Source organism: Neorhizobium huautlense (genome assembly GCF_002968575.1).
GTDB classification, from domain to species: Bacteria; Pseudomonadota; Alphaproteobacteria; order Rhizobiales; family Rhizobiaceae; genus Neorhizobium; species Neorhizobium huautlense.
Genome location: NZ_PVBM01000010.1, coordinates 100,931 through 116,626, shown reverse-complemented (window position 1 = coordinate 116,626; position 15,696 = coordinate 100,931). Strand labels below are relative to the sequence as shown.

At 61.1% G+C, this 15,696-nt stretch carries 13 protein-coding genes; 3 read left to right on the top strand and 10 right to left on the bottom strand.

Annotation, left to right across the window (positions count from 1 at the left end; translation table 11 throughout):
• Nucleotides 1–2: 2 nt before the first annotated feature.
• On the bottom strand, nucleotides 3–1,451 hold the full coding sequence (gene cysG, locus C5L12_RS13430; RefSeq protein WP_105372615.1) for a siroheme synthase CysG: 1,449 nt from the start codon (nucleotides 1,449–1,451) through the stop codon (nucleotides 3–5).
• Between the two features lie 233 nt (nucleotides 1,452–1,684).
• On the opposite strand from cysG, the gene C5L12_RS13425 reads away from it, so the two are divergent.
• The 3 genes from C5L12_RS13425 (at nucleotide 1,685) to C5L12_RS28140 (ending at nucleotide 4,007) form a co-directional block, all read left to right on the top strand.
• The gene (locus tag C5L12_RS13425) at nucleotides 1,685–2,263 is read left to right on the top strand and encodes a deaminase (RefSeq protein WP_105372549.1); all 579 of its coding nucleotides are present in this window, start codon (nucleotides 1,685–1,687) and stop codon (nucleotides 2,261–2,263) included.
• Between the two features lie 19 nt (nucleotides 2,264–2,282).
• Nucleotides 2,283–3,134 (top strand): nucleoside triphosphate pyrophosphohydrolase, encoded by an 852-nt coding sequence (mazG, locus tag C5L12_RS13420; protein WP_105372548.1) that lies wholly within the window; start codon nucleotides 2,283–2,285, stop codon nucleotides 3,132–3,134.
• Between the two features lie 213 nt (nucleotides 3,135–3,347).
• The gene (locus C5L12_RS28140; protein WP_157949046.1) at nucleotides 3,348–4,007 is read left to right on the top strand and encodes a hypothetical protein; all 660 of its coding nucleotides are present in this window, start codon (nucleotides 3,348–3,350) and stop codon (nucleotides 4,005–4,007) included.
• A gap of 81 nt (nucleotides 4,008–4,088) precedes the next feature.
• Here C5L12_RS28140 and hflX read toward each other — a convergent pair whose 3' ends face one another.
• The 9 genes from hflX to dusB all read right to left on the bottom strand — a co-directional run bounded on the left by hflX (nucleotide 4,089) and on the right by dusB (nucleotide 15,615).
• Nucleotides 4,089–5,429 (bottom strand): GTPase HflX, encoded by a 1,341-nt coding sequence (hflX, locus tag C5L12_RS13405; protein ID WP_105372546.1) that lies wholly within the window; start codon nucleotides 5,427–5,429, stop codon nucleotides 4,089–4,091.
• A 74-nt stretch (nucleotides 5,430–5,503) separates the two neighbouring features.
• Nucleotides 5,504–5,746, bottom strand: a complete 243-nt coding sequence (hfq, locus tag C5L12_RS13400; protein ID WP_056335505.1) for an RNA chaperone Hfq — start codon at nucleotides 5,744–5,746, stop codon at nucleotides 5,504–5,506.
• A gap of 107 nt (nucleotides 5,747–5,853) precedes the next feature.
• A complete protein-coding gene (locus C5L12_RS13395; protein WP_105372545.1) occupies nucleotides 5,854–6,717 on the bottom strand; it encodes a D-amino-acid transaminase in 864 nt (287 codons plus the stop codon).
• A gap of 19 nt (nucleotides 6,718–6,736) precedes the next feature.
• The gene (gene trkA, locus C5L12_RS13390; protein ID WP_105372544.1) at nucleotides 6,737–8,113 is read right to left on the bottom strand and encodes a Trk system potassium transporter TrkA; all 1,377 of its coding nucleotides are present in this window, start codon (nucleotides 8,111–8,113) and stop codon (nucleotides 6,737–6,739) included.
• A gap of 33 nt (nucleotides 8,114–8,146) precedes the next feature.
• Nucleotides 8,147–9,511 carry a nitrogen assimilation response regulator NtrX gene (gene ntrX, locus C5L12_RS13385; RefSeq protein ID WP_105372543.1) on the bottom strand — a complete coding sequence of 455 codons (1,365 nt, stop codon included), beginning with the start codon at nucleotides 9,509–9,511 and terminating at the stop codon, nucleotides 8,147–8,149.
• Entirely contained in the window at nucleotides 9,501–11,774 is a 2,274-nt protein-coding gene (locus C5L12_RS13380) for a sensor histidine kinase NtrY-like (protein WP_105372542.1), read from the bottom strand. The genes ntrX and C5L12_RS13380 overlap by 11 nt, the downstream gene beginning before the upstream one ends.
• Nucleotides 11,775–12,005: 231 nt before the next feature.
• Nucleotides 12,006–13,457: a nitrogen regulation protein NR(I) gene (ntrC, locus tag C5L12_RS13375; protein ID WP_105372541.1), complete on the bottom strand. Its 1,452-nt coding sequence runs from the start codon at nucleotides 13,455–13,457 to the stop codon at nucleotides 12,006–12,008.
• Complete coding sequence (locus C5L12_RS13370; protein ID WP_105372540.1) at nucleotides 13,454–14,599, bottom strand: two-component system sensor histidine kinase NtrB; 1,146 nt, start codon at nucleotides 14,597–14,599, stop codon at nucleotides 13,454–13,456. The genes ntrC and C5L12_RS13370 overlap by 4 nt, the downstream gene beginning before the upstream one ends.
• Nucleotides 14,596–15,615 (bottom strand): tRNA dihydrouridine synthase DusB, encoded by a 1,020-nt coding sequence (gene dusB / locus C5L12_RS13365; protein ID WP_105372539.1) that lies wholly within the window; start codon nucleotides 15,613–15,615, stop codon nucleotides 14,596–14,598. The genes C5L12_RS13370 and dusB overlap by 4 nt, the downstream gene beginning before the upstream one ends.
• Nucleotides 15,616–15,696 lie beyond the last annotated feature (81 nt).

Here is a 15,696-nt window from a genome sequence, read left to right as displayed (position 1 = left end):
CTCTATTGTCCCATGTCTGCGTGAACCTTGCCAGCCTTCAGGGTCTTGTAGGCAGACAGCGGTTCGGACTTTTCGAAATTCGCACCGGCGACAGCCTCGCCGATGATTACCATAACCGGGCCGGCGAGATCGTCGCGCGCCTCCAGATCCGGCAGTTCGCTCAATACGCCATGCAGGAGCTTACGGTCGGCCCGGCTGGCATTCTCGATGACGGCAACCGTCGTATCGGCGCCGAGACCGGCGCCCATCAGGCGCTCGGCAACGGAAGCCGCGACGGAGCTACCCATATAGACGGCGATCGTCGCGCCGGAAACGGCAAGACTGCCCCAGTCCGGCAGAACCTTGCCGGTCAGGTCGTGGCCCGTGGTGAAGATCAGCGACGAAGCGACACCGCGCAGCGTCAGCGGCAATTCGAAATCGGCAGCCGCTGCAAAAGCCGACGTGATGCCGGGCACGATCTCATAAGCGATACCAGCTTCGCGCAATGCCGCCATCTCTTCGCCCGCACGACCATAAACCAGCGGATCGCCGGACTTCAGGCGAACGACGCGCTTGCCCTGACGGCCAAGCTCGACAAGCAGGTGGTTGATCTCTTCCTGAGACTTGGAATGGCAATTCTTGCGCTTGCCAACCGAGAGGCGCTCGGCATCGCGACGGCCCATATCGACGATCGCCTGCGGCACCAGCGCGTCATAAACGATCGCGTCGGCTTCCATCAGCACGCGCTGGGCGCGGAGCGTCAACAGGTCTTCGGCGCCAGGACCGGCACCGACCAGCCAGATCCTGCCTTCGGCTTGGCCAGTGGTCGAAAGCAGCGCGTTGGCGGAACGGCGAGCCGCGCTGGTGTCGTTGGACGCCACTGCATCGGCGACGTCACCGGAAAAGAAGCGGCGCCAGAAGATCCGGCGTGAAACGCCGCGCGGCACGAGACGCTCGGCGGCGTCGCGATAATCTGCGGCAAGGTCTGCTAGGCGGCCAAGCGACGGAGACAGCATCTGGTCGATGCGAGCCCGGATCATCTGGGCAAGAACGGGGCCGGCGCCTTCGGTGCCGATCGCCACTGCCACCGGCGCGCGGTTGACTAGCGCCGGCGTGTAGAAATCGCAGAAGTCCGGCTGATCGACCGCATTGGCCGGGATCTTTTCGGCGCGGGCAGCGGAAACGATCGCCCGGTCGAGCGCAGCATTGCCGGTCGCGGCGAATACCATTACCGCGCCCTTGACCTGATCCGGCGAGAAATCCGACCGGACAGTCTCGATGCCCTGCGCGGCCAGCCAGCCGGCATAGTCCGCCTCTGGAGCCAAGGCGTAAGCGACGATCTCTGCCTCGGTGTTGCGCAACAGCCGAGCCTTGGCATAGGCTTCGTCACCATTGCCAAACACGAAAACGCTCCGTCCGCTGACGCGGAAGAAAGCCGGAAAAACCGACAGACGTTGTTGGCTTGGAGACATGCGGGTATCCTGAATCATATGACTGCAATATCCAGGAAAAGGCTCCGGAATTGAAGGAATGGATATGCGAAGTGGGTTGCGAGCCGGTATTTCTGTTTTACGATCAACCGGTTCTTGAGCAAAAGCCACCGCGACGATATTTCTCTAGTACGTTGGTAGACTAAAGTGTTTTTGCCCTGTTCCGCGCGTTCCACGCCATAAACTGCCTAGACATCCTGCAAAAAAGAGCTCCCATGACGATCGCCGCACGCCTTCTCGACGCCATCGAAAACGATATCCTGCCTCTCACGGAAAAGGGTGTCGCTGCCGGCAACAAGGTTTTCGGCGCTGCTGTCCTGAAGAAATCCGACCTGTCGCTGGTAATCGCCGAGACCAATAACGAGCTCGAAAATCCGCTCTGGCACGGCGAGGTGCATACGCTGAAGCGTTTTTACGAAACCACGCGAGATCTTCCCACCAAGGATTTGATTTTCCTTTCGACTCATGAACCATGCACCATGTGTATGTCAGCCATCACCTGGGCCGGTTTCGACAACTTCTACTCGTTCTTCAGCCATGAGGATTCAAGAGACGCCTTCGCCATTCCCCACGACCTGAAGATCCTGAAAGAGGTCTTCGGCCTGGAACCCGGCGGCTATCGGCGCAGCAATGCTTTTTGGAATTCCTACTTCATCACCGATCTCATCGAGACCGAGGCAGAGCCGTTGCGCAGCGCATTAAGGTCGCAAACCGCCCGCATCAAGGCCGCCTATAAAAGGCTCTCGGACAACTACCAGTCGGGCAAGGGCAGCAACAGCATACCGCTCAACTGAGCGTCAGGGAATTTTTCCAATGAAACCATCGAAGGACATTTCGCGGCTGATCGAGATCATGGCGGCGCTGCGCACACCCGGCACCGGCTGCCCGTGGGATCTCGAGCAGAATTTCTCGACCATCAAGCCCTATACGATCGAAGAGGCCTATGAGGTCGCCGACGCGATCGAGCGCAACGACATGGACGATCTATGCGAGGAACTGGGAGATCTACTGCTTCAGGTCGTCTTCCATGCCCGTATGGCGGAGGAAGCCGGGGAATTCTCGTTCGGCGATGTGGTCGAGGCGATCACGAAAAAGATGATCCGTCGGCACCCTCACGTCTTCGCCCGATCGAATGCCGACACACCCGATGCCGTGAAGGCGCAGTGGGACGACATCAAGGCGGAGGAAAAACGCGAGCGGGCCGAGCGGCACGCCAAACGCGCGCTCACCGCAGGGCCGAGGGCAACCGACGACTTCAAGCGTGGCTTTCTGAGCGGCGTACACCGCAGCCAGCCGGCACTGACGGAGGCGTTGAAGCTGCAGAGCCAAGCCGCGAAGGTGGGCTTCGACTGGTCCGAGGCCGAACCGATCCTCGACAAGATCGAGGAAGAGATCGGCGAGTTGCGCGAGGCGCTGCGCGGCGGAGAACGCGACAAGGTCGCCGATGAACTTGGGGACCTCATCTTTGCACTCGTCAATATCGGCCGCCATGTGAAAGCTGATCCGGAAGATGCACTGCGGGGCACCAACACGAAATTCCGACGGCGATTCAGTTACATCGAGACGGAGCTTGAAAAGTCGAGTCAATCGCTCGATGCGGCAACCCTGGAGCAAATGGAAGAGCTCTGGCAAGCGGCGAAAGCAATCGAGCGGGAAATCGGGTGACGGAGGCCGCCCAAAGTCCTCAGGTCGGGCATGACTCCTCCCGCACCACATCGATTCCCGCCTCCCACCCGGGACCAAAGCCCTACGGCGATCTAGGACTTATGGGCTAGTCCACCCCGCATTGGTCCTAGGCCGGTAGCATTTTCCTGAAAACAACCGGAAGGTCCCTCTACAGGCAATCTCGGTTGCGATTCATAATGCGAGGAAATACCAATGAACAGGAACGGTTTTTTGGCGACTGCAGCGGTCGCTCTCATGCTATCGACCGCTACGACCGGCGCTCATCTGACGGGTTTCTCCGACATGGTATGGGCCAAGGGTGGTGACGGCGGCGGCAATGGCGGCGGTGGAGGCAATGGCGGCGGCAACGGCGGTGGCGGCGGTCACGGAAACTCCGATCACGGCAACTCCGGCCATAGCAATTCCGGCAAGTCGGACGCCAAGGAGGACAAGGGCGCCTCATCCACGAAAGGCCAGACGCAGAAGGAAAACGCCCGGCGGGATGCCGAAGACAAGCAGACGAAGAAGTCCGCAGCCGCGTCTCCGGCGCCATCCGAACTCAAGGGCCTCAATTCGCTGAAAAGAAACTACAACGCCTATCTGAACACCAGCGATCCGCGGATGACCGCGATATCCGCCTATGTTCGCGATTACGCACAATACGAGATCGACATGGGCGTGGCCCCGACGATCGACGATCCGGTTCTGGGTGACGAGGCGCTGCGCGATGCGCTCGGCGAGTTCACCGGCCAGCCTGTCACCGACAAAACGCTCGATTGGGCAAAGGATGTGTTGGGCGTCGGGACGGCCGAGGGCAAGATCGACCAGGTCCGCGATACGCTCGACGAGCAGGCGGCAGTAGACAGCGAATAGTCCCGATCAAGAAGCTGAGACGCCGGGGAACTGAAACTCCGGCGTGCAGAAGCATGCTCCCGCCGCCTCGGGAGCATGCTTTTATCTTTCCCAATCCTCTTTCGCCGGCTTAGGACCGTTGCCGAGCTTGCGTTCCAGCTCGGCGGCCTGGGCCTCCGACATGCGCACGTCAAGCGTGACGGATCCGTCTTCGTTATCCTGCCGGTCATCGACGATGGAATTATTATAGACCCAGGAAACGACAGCAAGCTTTGCAGCGGGAATGGTGATCGTGGTTTCGGTGAGCACGCCGGAAAGACGCCTGGCGATCTCGGCCATCAGCGCATCGATGCCCTCTCCCGTAATCGCCGAGACAGCCATGACGTTTTCACGGCTTACAGCCCTGTCCGCAATCGCCTCATGGGCTTCCGGATCGAGCCGGTCGATCTTGTTCCAGACTTCGATGATGCGCTCGGCGCCTTCCTTCTCGTCGATTCCGAGATCGGAAAGAATGCGCAATACGTCGCCGGCCTGGGCCGCATTGTCCGGATCGGACATGTCGCGCACATGCAGGATTAGGTCCGCTTCCAGCACTTCTTCGAGCGTCGCGCGGAAAGCGGCGACCAGATGAGTCGGCAGATCGGAGATGAAACCGACCGTATCGGAAAGGATCACCGTTCGGCCATGCGGCAGCTTCATACGGCGCAATGTCGGGTCGAGCGTCGCAAACAACATGTCCTCGGCCAGCACGCCGGCCCCGGTAATGCGGTTGAACAGCGTCGATTTTCCCGCGTTGGTATAACCCACCAGCGCAACGATCGGGTGAGGCACTTTGCGGCGCTTGGCCCGGTGGAGCTGGCGGGTCCGCACCACCTGTTCGAGCTCGCGCTCCAGCCTGACGATGCGCTCCTGCAGAAGCCGGCGGTCAGCCTCGATCTGCGTTTCACCGGGGCCGCCCATGAAGCCGGCGCCGCCGCGCTGGCGTTCGAGGTGGGTCCAGCTACGGACGAGGCGGCCCTTCTGGTAGTTGAGATGCGCCAGATCGACCTGCAGCGTGCCTTCCTTGGTGGAGGCGCGGCGGCCGAAGATTTCGAGAATGAGGCCGGTGCGGTCGATGACCTTGGCGCCGAGCTCCTTTTCGAGATTGCGCTGCTGCACCGGAGTGAGCGGATGGTCCACGATGACGAGGCCGGCATCCTTCTCGTCAAGCAGCGCCTTGATCTCCTCGATCTTGCCGGTGCCCATGAGGGTGGCCGGACGCGGCTGGCTGATCGGCACGATCAGCCCTTCCACGATCTCCAGATCGATGGCCCTGGCAAGGCCGATCGCCTCTTCGAGACGGGCTTCACTGGAGCGCTGCGGCGCGGGGGCAGCCGACGAATCGCCCTGCCCGCCCCTCGACCGTGCCTGTTTGAGAACCGGCACGATCACAGCTGCGCGCATATCGTCCCGGCGCTTTTCAGCTTCCGGGACCAGAGATTCGTTCGAGGTATCGCGGGTTATTTCGGTTCGTCCTGTTAGGCGGCGCTCTCTTCGCTTTCGAACATCTGCATCGGCTGGCCCGGCATGATGGTCGATATCGCGTGCTTATACACGAGTTGCGAGTGGCCGTCACGGCGGAGAAGGACACAGAAGTTGTCAAACGACGTGACGACGCCCGTGAGCTTGACCCCGTTGATCAGGAATATCGTCAGGGAAATCTTCTGCTTGCGAACGGTATTGAGAAATAAATCCTGCAGGTTCTGAGAACGTTCCGCCATAGCGCCGCTTCTTTCTTTTTTGCCGGTCAATGAGCCGGGACATGATCAAGCTTTTAAGAGACGACCGGGAATGCCCTCGTATTCCCTTCCCCCTGATTGTCTGGTTATCAAATCGCCGTCTTTTCCGCAATGTCGAAAAAGGCGTCGCGAATGCTGCCCGAAACGGTACCGGGATGACCGTTGGCAATGGGCTTTCCGTCGACTTCGACGATCGGCACGCAGATGCCGGTCGCGGAGGTGAAAAAGACCTCGCGCGCAGCCATCATCTCGTCCACCCGGAACTCCCGTTCGACAACCTTCAATGCGAGCTTTTCCGCCACATCGATCAGCGTCGTGCGTGTGATCCCCTTCAGGATGCCGTGCTCTGCGGGACGGGTAAGGAGTTCGCCGTCCGGCGTGACGATCCAGACGTTGGAAGACGCCCCCTCCATCACAATGCCTTTACGGTCCACGAAAATCGCGTCCTGGGCGCCGGTTTCCTTCGCCTGCTGTTTGGCGAGCACATTCGGCAGGAGCCCAACCGTCTTGATGTCGACGCGATCCCAGCGGTTTTCCGGAACCGTGATCACCTTGATGCCATTGGCGTATTTCTTCGCAGAAACGGCCGGGTCGGTGCTTTTGGCGGTGATCGTGATCGTCGGCGGCGTGCCGTCCGCGGGGAAATAGTGGTCGCGCCTGGCCGCGCCGCGCGTCACCTGCAGATAGAAGATGCCGTTCCTGACCCGGTTGCGGCGGAGAACCTCGCGGATGACGAAGGTGAGTGCTGCGCGGCTCATCGGCTGCGCCATGCTCAATTCCCGCAGCGACCGGTCGAGGCGGTTCAGGTGCCGCGTCAGGTCGACGATCATGCCATGGCGGACTTCGCAGACTTCGTAGACGCCGTCTGCGAACTGGAAGCCGCGGTCCTCCACATGCACGGCCGCTTCGGATTGGCGGACATACTGGCCGTTCACGTACGCAATTCTCGACATTGGTCGTCCCCTCGAAAAATCAGAAATACTGGATCGAAACCCGGAAAAGCTGCTCCACGTCCCGCACCGCCTCGGCCGTCGCAAAGAGCACCACCCGGTCGCGCGCCTTGATCTTGGTGTCGCCGTTCGGGCGAATGACCGTGCCGCCACGATAGATAGCCCCGATGCGGATTCCCTCGGGCAGATCGAGTTCCCGGAACGGCCGGCCGACGAGGGGCGAGGTTTCAAGCGCTTCCGCCTCGATCACTTCCGCAGCGCCCTTCTGAACCGCATAGACGGAGCGGATGCGACCCTTCCTGACGTGCTGCAGGACACGGGAGATGGTGACCGCTCGCGGATTGATCTGCGCATCGATGCCCACCGAATCGGTAAGGTTGTGGAGGGACGTGGAATTGATCAGAACGAGGTTCGACTTGCAGCCAAGCGATTTTCCGAGCACCGCCCCCAAAATGTTGATCTGGTCGTTGTTGGTCAGCATCACCATCAGGTCGGTGTCCTGGATATCGGCCTGGGCCAGAATATTCTGGTCGAGCGCCGAACCGTGCAGGACGATGGTGTTGCGCAGCTTTTCCGATACTGCCGCCGCCCGTTCGCGATCGCTTTCGATGATCTTCAGCCGCGTCCTCGGTTGATGCTCCTCGATCGTGCTGGCGACGAAGTGGCCGATATTGCCGCCACCGGCGATGATGATGCGGCGTGCCTCCTGCTCCTCATGGCCGAAGAGCCCGAGCGTCCGGCGGACATGTTCACGCTGGCAGATGACATAGGCGAGGTCGCCGACGTTCAGCTCGTCCGATGACCGGGCGACCGCCAGGCGCCCATTGCGGAAGATGCCGGCCACTGTCGCCATCAGATCCGGGAAGAGATCGGACAGCTGGTGCAGTGGGGTGGCGATGACGGGGCAATCCTCCATGCATTCGATCGCCACCATGGCGATATGGTCCTCGGCAAACCGGGCGACATCCGTGGCGCCGGGGAAGGAGATGCGGCGCAGCACCATCTTGCCGACTTCGATCTCCGGCGAGATCGTCACGTCGATTGACATGTTCTGGCGGCTAAAGAGATCGGCATATTCCGGCTTCAGATAACTCTGGGCCCGGATGCGCGCTATCTTGGTCGGCACCGAAAAAAGCGCGTGGGCCACCTCGCAGGCGACGATGTTGACCTCGTCGTAAAGCGTGACGGCGATGATCATGTCGGCATCTTCGGCGCCGGCCTTTTCCAGCATGTCCGGATGCGCGCCGTGGCCGACATAACCTTTCACGTCGAGGGTTTCGGTGATCGCCGCAATCAGCGACGCGGACGTGTCGATGACGGAGACGTCATTGTCCTCCTGCGACAGCCGTTCCGCGATGCCGTAACCCACCTGCCCCGCGCCGCATATGATGACTTTCATCGGTCACTAACTCTCATCGATCAGGACTTTCGGTCAGACGCCCAGCGACTTGAGCTTGCGGTGCAATGCCGAACGTTCCATCCCGACGAACTCCGCAGTACGGGAAATGTTGCCGCCGAAGCGGTTGATCTGGGCAATCAGATAGTCGCGCTCAAACATTTCACGTGCTTCGCGCAGCGGCAGGGTCATGATGTGATAGTCACCCTTGCCCGCCACCTTGGGCAGCATGTCGCCGAGGTCGGTCGGCAGCATATCGGCCGAGATCGCCGTGTCCGGCCCGTCGGTGCGGGCGAGAATCATCAACCGCTCGATATTGTTTCGAAGCTGGCGGATATTTCCCGGCCAGTCATGCGCCTGGAGAACCGCCATGGCATCCTCTCCGATCCTGCGCGGACGGATGCCGGCCTGTTCGGAAATCTGCCGCATGAACATATCCACCAGGAAAGGAATGTCTTCGCGACGCTCGGCAAGCGCCGGCACCTTGACCGGCACCACGGCAAGGCGGTGATAGAGGTCCTCGCGGAAGGATCCGTCAGCGATCAGGTTTTCGAGATTGTAGGCGGTCGAGGAGATGATGCGGACATCGACCTTGACCCGTTTGGACCCGCCCACGCGCTCGAATTGCTGGTCGACGAGGACGCGCAGGATCTTGTTCTGCGTCTCACGCGGCATCTCCCCTATTTCGTCGAGATAAAGAATACCGCGATGAGCCTCTTCCAGTGCACCGATCTTGCGCGGTTGACCGGGACCGCCCTCCGTGCCGAAAAGAGCGATCTCCATTCGATCCGGGGTAATCGTCGCGGCATTGAGCGCCACGAAAGGCCCGCCCGAACGGCTAGACTTCTTGTGGACCATGCGCGCGACCAGTTCCTTGCCGGAGCCGGACGGACCGAGGATCATGATGCGGCTGTTGGTGGGCGATACCTTTTCGATCGTCTGGCGGAGCTGCGAAACGGCCACCGAGGTACCCACCAGTTCGGCCGCATCGCCGGCGCGCTTCTTGAGTTCGGTGACCTCACGCTTCAGCTTTGAATTTTCCAGCGCCCGCTCGGCGATCAGGATCAAACGGTCCGCCTTGAAAGGCTTCTCGATGAAATCGAAGGCACCGCGCTTGATGGCTGAAACGGCCGTTTCGATATTGCCGTGGCCGGAAATCATGACCACTGGTAGATCCGGGTGGCGGCTCTTGATCTCGTCGAGCAGCGCCAGGCCATCCAGCTTGGAACCCTGCATCCAGATATCGAGGAAAACAAGCCGCGGCACGCGATCGGAAATGGTGGCAAGCGCACTGTCGCTGTCGTGCGCGGTGCGGGTCTCGTGACCTTCGTCGGAGAGAATACCTGAAACGATTTCGCGAATGTCTGCCTCGTCATCCACGACCAGAATATCAGACGCCATATGCCAATTCCTTGCTATTATCTGTTCCGGGTACGACTGCCTGTTGGAGATGCGGCAGCAGGACCCTGATCATGGCGCCCTTGCCATGATCAAAATCGGCAGGCGCATCATGCAGTTCGAGCTGCCCGCCGTGTTCTTCAATGATCTTCTTGACGATCGCGAGTCCGAGGCCTGTGCCCTTCTCGCGCATCGTCATATAGGGTTCGAGAATGCGATGCCGGTTTTCAGACGGAAGGCCGCTGCCGTTGTCGATGATGTCGACGACATAGGCATCGCGGGCGGCATCGAATACCGAACGCACCTTGACCTTGCGGCCGTCGCGCTCTTCGCTGCTCGGCACCGCTTCGATCGCTTCAACTGCATTCTTGATGAGGTTGCCGAAGGCCTGCCCCAGCATGCGCGAATCGAACATGCCCTTGAGCGGTTCGTCTCCGAGCTCGCGAACGAAATCCACATGCGTGGTACCCATTTCCCGCAAGAAGATCGCGTCGCGCAGGATGTCGCGCAGATCCGCTTCCTCCTTGGCGGGTTTGGGCATGCGGGCGAAGGCAGAGAACTCGTCGACCATACGGCCGATATCGCCGACCTGGCGAACGATTGTATCGGTGCACTGGTCGAAAACTGCGCGGTCGTCGTCGGCGATTTGCTTGCCGTACCGGCGTTTCAGGCGTTCGGCAGACAGCTGGATCGGGGTCAGCGGGTTCTTGATCTCATGGGCGATACGTCTTGCCACGTCCGCCCATGCGGTCGAACGCTGGGCAATGACCAGATCCGTGATGTCGTCGAGCGTCACCACATAGGATTCCTGCGCTGCGCGCTGTTCCTCGCGCGTCACCTGCATGGACAGCGTCCGTTCCTTGCCGCCGCGTATCAGGTTCACCTGCTTCCGGAAATCGCCGCGGGCGCGGCTTCTCGCCTCCGTCAGCACCTGATCGATCTCAGGAGCGATGTCCTGCAGCTTCTCGCCCATGAGAGCTTCGGCAGAAACGCCGAGCAGTTCTTCGGCGGAAGGATTGACGATCGTGATACGCCGATCCTCTTCGACACCGATCACGGCCGCCGTGACACCGGAGAGCACCGCCTCAATAAACCTGCGGCGGTCGTCCACCTCGTCCTTCGCCTCGAGGATTTCGTCGCGCTGGCTGCGGATCTGGGAAATCATCTTGTTGAAAGTGCGCGACAGGTTGCCGACGTCGCCATCCGCCGCACGCACCGGCACGACGACGTTGAGGTTGCCCGTTGCCACGCTGTCGGCTGCGCTGATCAGCAGCCGGATCGGCCGGACGATGCGGTCGGCGACGGCGATCGCGGTCCAGATCGCCGCCAGTAACACGATCAGGGCGAAACCGAGATAGAGCACGGCGAAGGCGATCTGCAGCGAGGTGCGGCCGGCTTCCATCGCCTGATATTCGGCCGTGTTCTCCTCCATGAGCCGCATGGCCGCGATGACCTTCGGATCGACAGCCCGGATCGTATAGAGGAACGCGCCCTGGATGGAATCGAGCTTGATGACGGCGCCGACGAGGTTGGTGATGCCCGGCGGAATGAGCGTCGGCTGGCCGGCCGCTGCGGTTTGCAGCGCGTCCGAAGGGATCGCCGGCAGCGGCTTTTCCGTCTTGATATCGGCCTGAACGATGGCCTGACCGTCCTCGCGCACCAGGAAAGCGCCCAACATGCCGCGGCCCCGCGCCTGGCGGGTCATCAGGTCCACAAAACCCGTGCGGTCAAGGTAAAACATCGCGCGGTTCCGCTCGAGGTCGTTCGACATCGAGACCGTCTGCCCCTGAAGATAGCTTGCATTTTCAAGCATATAGGCGCGGGCGACGTCCTGAGAGGATTGCACGATCGACTGGGTGCGGAGCGAAAACCAGCGGTCGAGACCGACATTCAACGTCAAGCTGGCGAAGATCGCCACGAGCACTGCCGGGGTGATCGCAACAATGGAAAAAAGGACGACGATGCGCACATGCAGACGCGCCGCAGCGCGGCCGCGATTACGTGCCTTTACCAGCCGCAGCACTTCGCGGCCGATCAGATACATCAATCCCAAAATGAAAAGCGAATTGATGACCGCAGACGCGATGACGACGTTTGTGCTCGGCGCAATGGGCGTCAGCCCGAGCAGGACAAAGAGCGTCAGGGACGCGCAGATGAGCGCGCCGCCGGCAAGCAGAAGGCCGGGAAGCGCGAATGAAGCACGCCGATCCTGCGCCGACATTGCCGGCTCGTTTTCGGCCATCGGCGCTGTCACGCCTTCCGTCATCGATAACTCCGATCTCCAAGTCCTCGCGGGAGATCGTTTCAGCCCGAAAACCGAGCGAAGCGACAGTACTTTCCCGAACCGGCCCGGCTACCCCATCAAGAGCCGCCACTCCCAAGAGCAAACCCCAAGCCCTGCGTGGCCTTTAAGCAACGCATTGTGGCGAAAATGCAACGATGAACCGATCCTGTCAAGCAGCGGGAACAAAGTCCGGTCTTGCTTCAACAACTTAACTCAAGCGCCGCGGGAGCTGCGATAGACGGAGACGCCGAGTTCGCGGATTTTCTTGCGGAGCGTGTTGCGGTTGAGACCGAGCAAATCCGCCGCCTTGATCTGATTGCCGCGGGTGGCGGTAAGGGCGGCAAGGATGAGCGGATATTCCATTTCGGTCAGGACGCGGTCGTAGAGACCGGGCGGCGGCAGATTGTCCCCGAAGCTCGCGAAATAGGTGCGCATGTTTTCTTCCACCGCCTGGGCGATGGTCAGGGACCCGGTGCGGGCTCCCATCTTGTCGATGGGGCTGTCCGGCACCTCGGAACGCAGCTCCGACTCAATAATCTCCCGGGTGATGACGTCCTGCGGATATAGCGCCATCAGGCGACGGACGAGGTTTTCCAGTTCACGCACGTTGCCCGGCCACGCATAGGCCTTCATCAGGTCCAAGGCCTCGCTATCGAACCGCTTGGCGTCCAGGCCTTCCTTCTCGGCCATCTGCATGAAATGGCGGACGAGGTCGGGGATGTCCTCGGCGCGATCGCGCAAAGGCGGCAGGCGCAGCGGAACGACGTTCAGGCGATAATAGAGGTCTTCGCGGAAGAGGCCCTGGTTGATGAGCTGCTTCAGATCCTTGTTGGTCGCCGCGACGATGCGCACGTCCGTGCGGATCGGCGTGCGACCGCCGACGGTGGTGTATTCGCCCTGCTGCAGGACGCGCAGAAGGCGGGTCTGGGCGTCCATCGGCATGTCGCCGATCTCGTCGAGAAAGAGAGTACCCCCTTCAGCCTGCTCGAAACGGCCGGTGGAGCGGCTCTGGGCTCCGGTGAAGGCCCCCTTCTCGTGGCCGAAAAGCTCCGACTCGATCAGATCGCGAGGAATGGCGGCCATGTTGATCGCCACAAACGGTCCGTTGCGACGCTTGCCGTAGTCATGCAGCGCGCGAGCCACCAGTTCCTTGCCGGTGCCGGACTCGCCGGTGATCATCAGCGTCAGATCCGTCTGCATGAGACGAGCCAGAACGCGGTAGATTTCCTGCATGGCGGCCGAACGGCCGACGAGCGGCATGCCGTCCTGAGTGTCGTCGTCGAGGCGGGCGGGCTTGCGCTTGGGTTCGGCAAGCGCGCGGCCGATGATGGCGATCAGTTCCGTGAGATCGAAGGGCTTAGGCAGGTAATCATAGGCACCCTTTTCGGACGCCTTGATCGCCGTCATGAAGGTGTTCTGGGCGCTCATGACGAGGACGGGCAGCTCCGGACGCGATTTCTTGATGCGCGGCAGGAGATCGAAGGCGTTCTCGTCCGGCATGACCACGTCCGTCACGACCAGATCACCCTCGCCAGCCGAAATCCAACGCCAGAGAGTGGCGGCATTCGAGGTGATGCGCACATCGTAACCAGCCCTGGTCAGAGCCTGGTTCAAAACCGTCCGGATGGCCGCGTCGTCGTCGGCGACAAGGATCGTGGCAGTCATTTTTCACTTCCTGTGGAGTTCAAAGAGCGGCCGTCCGTGGCCTCTTCCTTGTGCATGGGCATCAAAACGCGGAACGTGGTGCGGCGCGCCTGGCTGTCGCATTCGACGATGCCGCCATGCGCACCGATAATCTTGGCAACGAGGGCAAGGCCGAGACCGGACCCGTTGGTCTTGGTCGTGATGAAGGGATCAAAAAGATGCGGCAGCAGGTCGGCCGGCACGCCGGGACCGTTGTCGATGACGCAGAATTCGAGGGGCAGCGAAATCTTCTCGCGGGTACCAGCGACTGAGAGCTTGATGCCCGGGCGATAGGCCGTCGTCAGCATGATTTCGCCGTCCGGCTGATCGCCGACGGCTTCCGCCGCGTTCTTGATGAGGTTGAGGAAGACCTGCACGAGCTGGTCGCGGTTGGCATAAACCTGCGGCAGCGACGGATCGTACATTTCGGAGATCTTGATCTCGCGAGCGAAACCAGCCTTGGCGACAGCCTTCACATGGTCGAGGACCGAATGGATATTTAAGGGCACACGGTCCACCGGACGCTCGTCGGAGAAGACTTCCATGCGGTCGACCAGGGAGACGATGCGGTCCGTCTCGTCGCAGATCAGACGCGTCAGCGCCCGGTCGTCATCCGGAACGGAGGTTTCGAGAAGCTGTGCAGCACCGCGAATGCCCGAAAGCGGGTTCTTGATCTCGTGTGCCAGCATGGACGCCAGGCCCGTCACCGAACGGGCGGCAGCGCGATGGGTAAGCTGGCGGTCGATCTTGTCCGCCATGGAGCGCTCCTGGAAGACCACCACGACCGACCCCGGCTCGCTCACCACCGGCGCGACATAGAGGTCCACCAGCTTTTCCTGACCCAAGCGCGGTGAAGAGAGATCGACGCGGTATTCGTTGACGGGCGCCCTGCGCTCACGCACCTGATCGATCAGGGCGAGCAGAGGACTGCCGAAGGGGATGAAGGTGGAAATTTCGTTCTTGGCGAGCTGGGCCGCACTGGAGCCGAAGAAAGCCTCCGCCTCCCAATTGGCGAAGGCGACCCTGCCCTCGGCATCAACAAGAATCACCGGGTTCTGGACGGAATTGAGGACGGCCATGGCAAGCGCATTGCCGCTTGCCGAATCCTGCACTTGCGAGCTCATGCAGCCTCCTTGCGCGCGACGGCTGTGTTTCCGGTCAGCGCTGCAGTTATCCGGCGCGCGACGTCAGCCGGGTCCCTGGAAATCATGATGGCGGCCTTTTCTTCAGTCGGCAGGTCTGGCGCGAAGCGATCGAGATACCAGCCGAGATGTTTGCGTGCGTGGCGCAGCCCTGCCTCGCGGCCGTAAAGCTCCAGCATCGCCTCATAGTGTTCGACGACAAGAGCGGCGATTTCCGGCTGCGAAGGTGCGGCGTGGCCGGCGAGCCAGCCAATGTGCCAGGGACGCCCCTGGGCGCCCCTCCCGACCATGACGGCATCTGCACCGGAGCGCTCCAAAATGGCAGCGGCATCTTCCGGCGTTTCGACGTCGCCATTGGCGATCAGCGGGATCGAGACGACGTCGCGCACAAGACGTATGGCGTCCCAATCGGCCCTGCCCTCGTAGAACTGCATGCGGGTTCGGCCATGGATCGTCACGAGCCGGATGCCGGCATCTTCGGCACGGCGGGCGATATCGGGCGCATTGATGGAATTTTCGTCCCAGCCGAGCCGCATCTTCAGCGTCACCGGGACATCGACGGCGTTCACGGTCGCCTCGATGAGCGACAATGCGAGATCCGGGTCACGCATCAATGCCGAACCGGAATAGCCTCCGGTGACTTTCTTTGCCGGGCAACCCATGTTGATGTCGATGATGTCGGCGCCGTTATCGGCGGCAATCTTGGCAGCGTCGGCCATCCAGCGGGCCTCGCGACCGGCGAGCTGGACCATATGCGGAGAAATGCCGGCACCTTTCAGCCGGGCCCAGGACTCGCCTCGGTTCAGCACGAGTTCGCGGCTTGCCACCATCTCGGTCACGACCAAGCCGGCGCCGAAGCGCCATGCGAGCCGCCTGAACGGCAGATCCGTAACTCCCGACATCGGCGCCAGAATCACGCGATTACGGATGGAAACGGGCCCGATATGGAAAGGTTTGGCGAGATCTGGAAAACGCAAATGATGATCTTTCGGGCACATGGGATTGTTGCACTATTTTTATTCAGTCCCGAAGCATTTGCCAAGAGCAAATCGGGAACTGCGTTATTTTTGAGCGGCCTG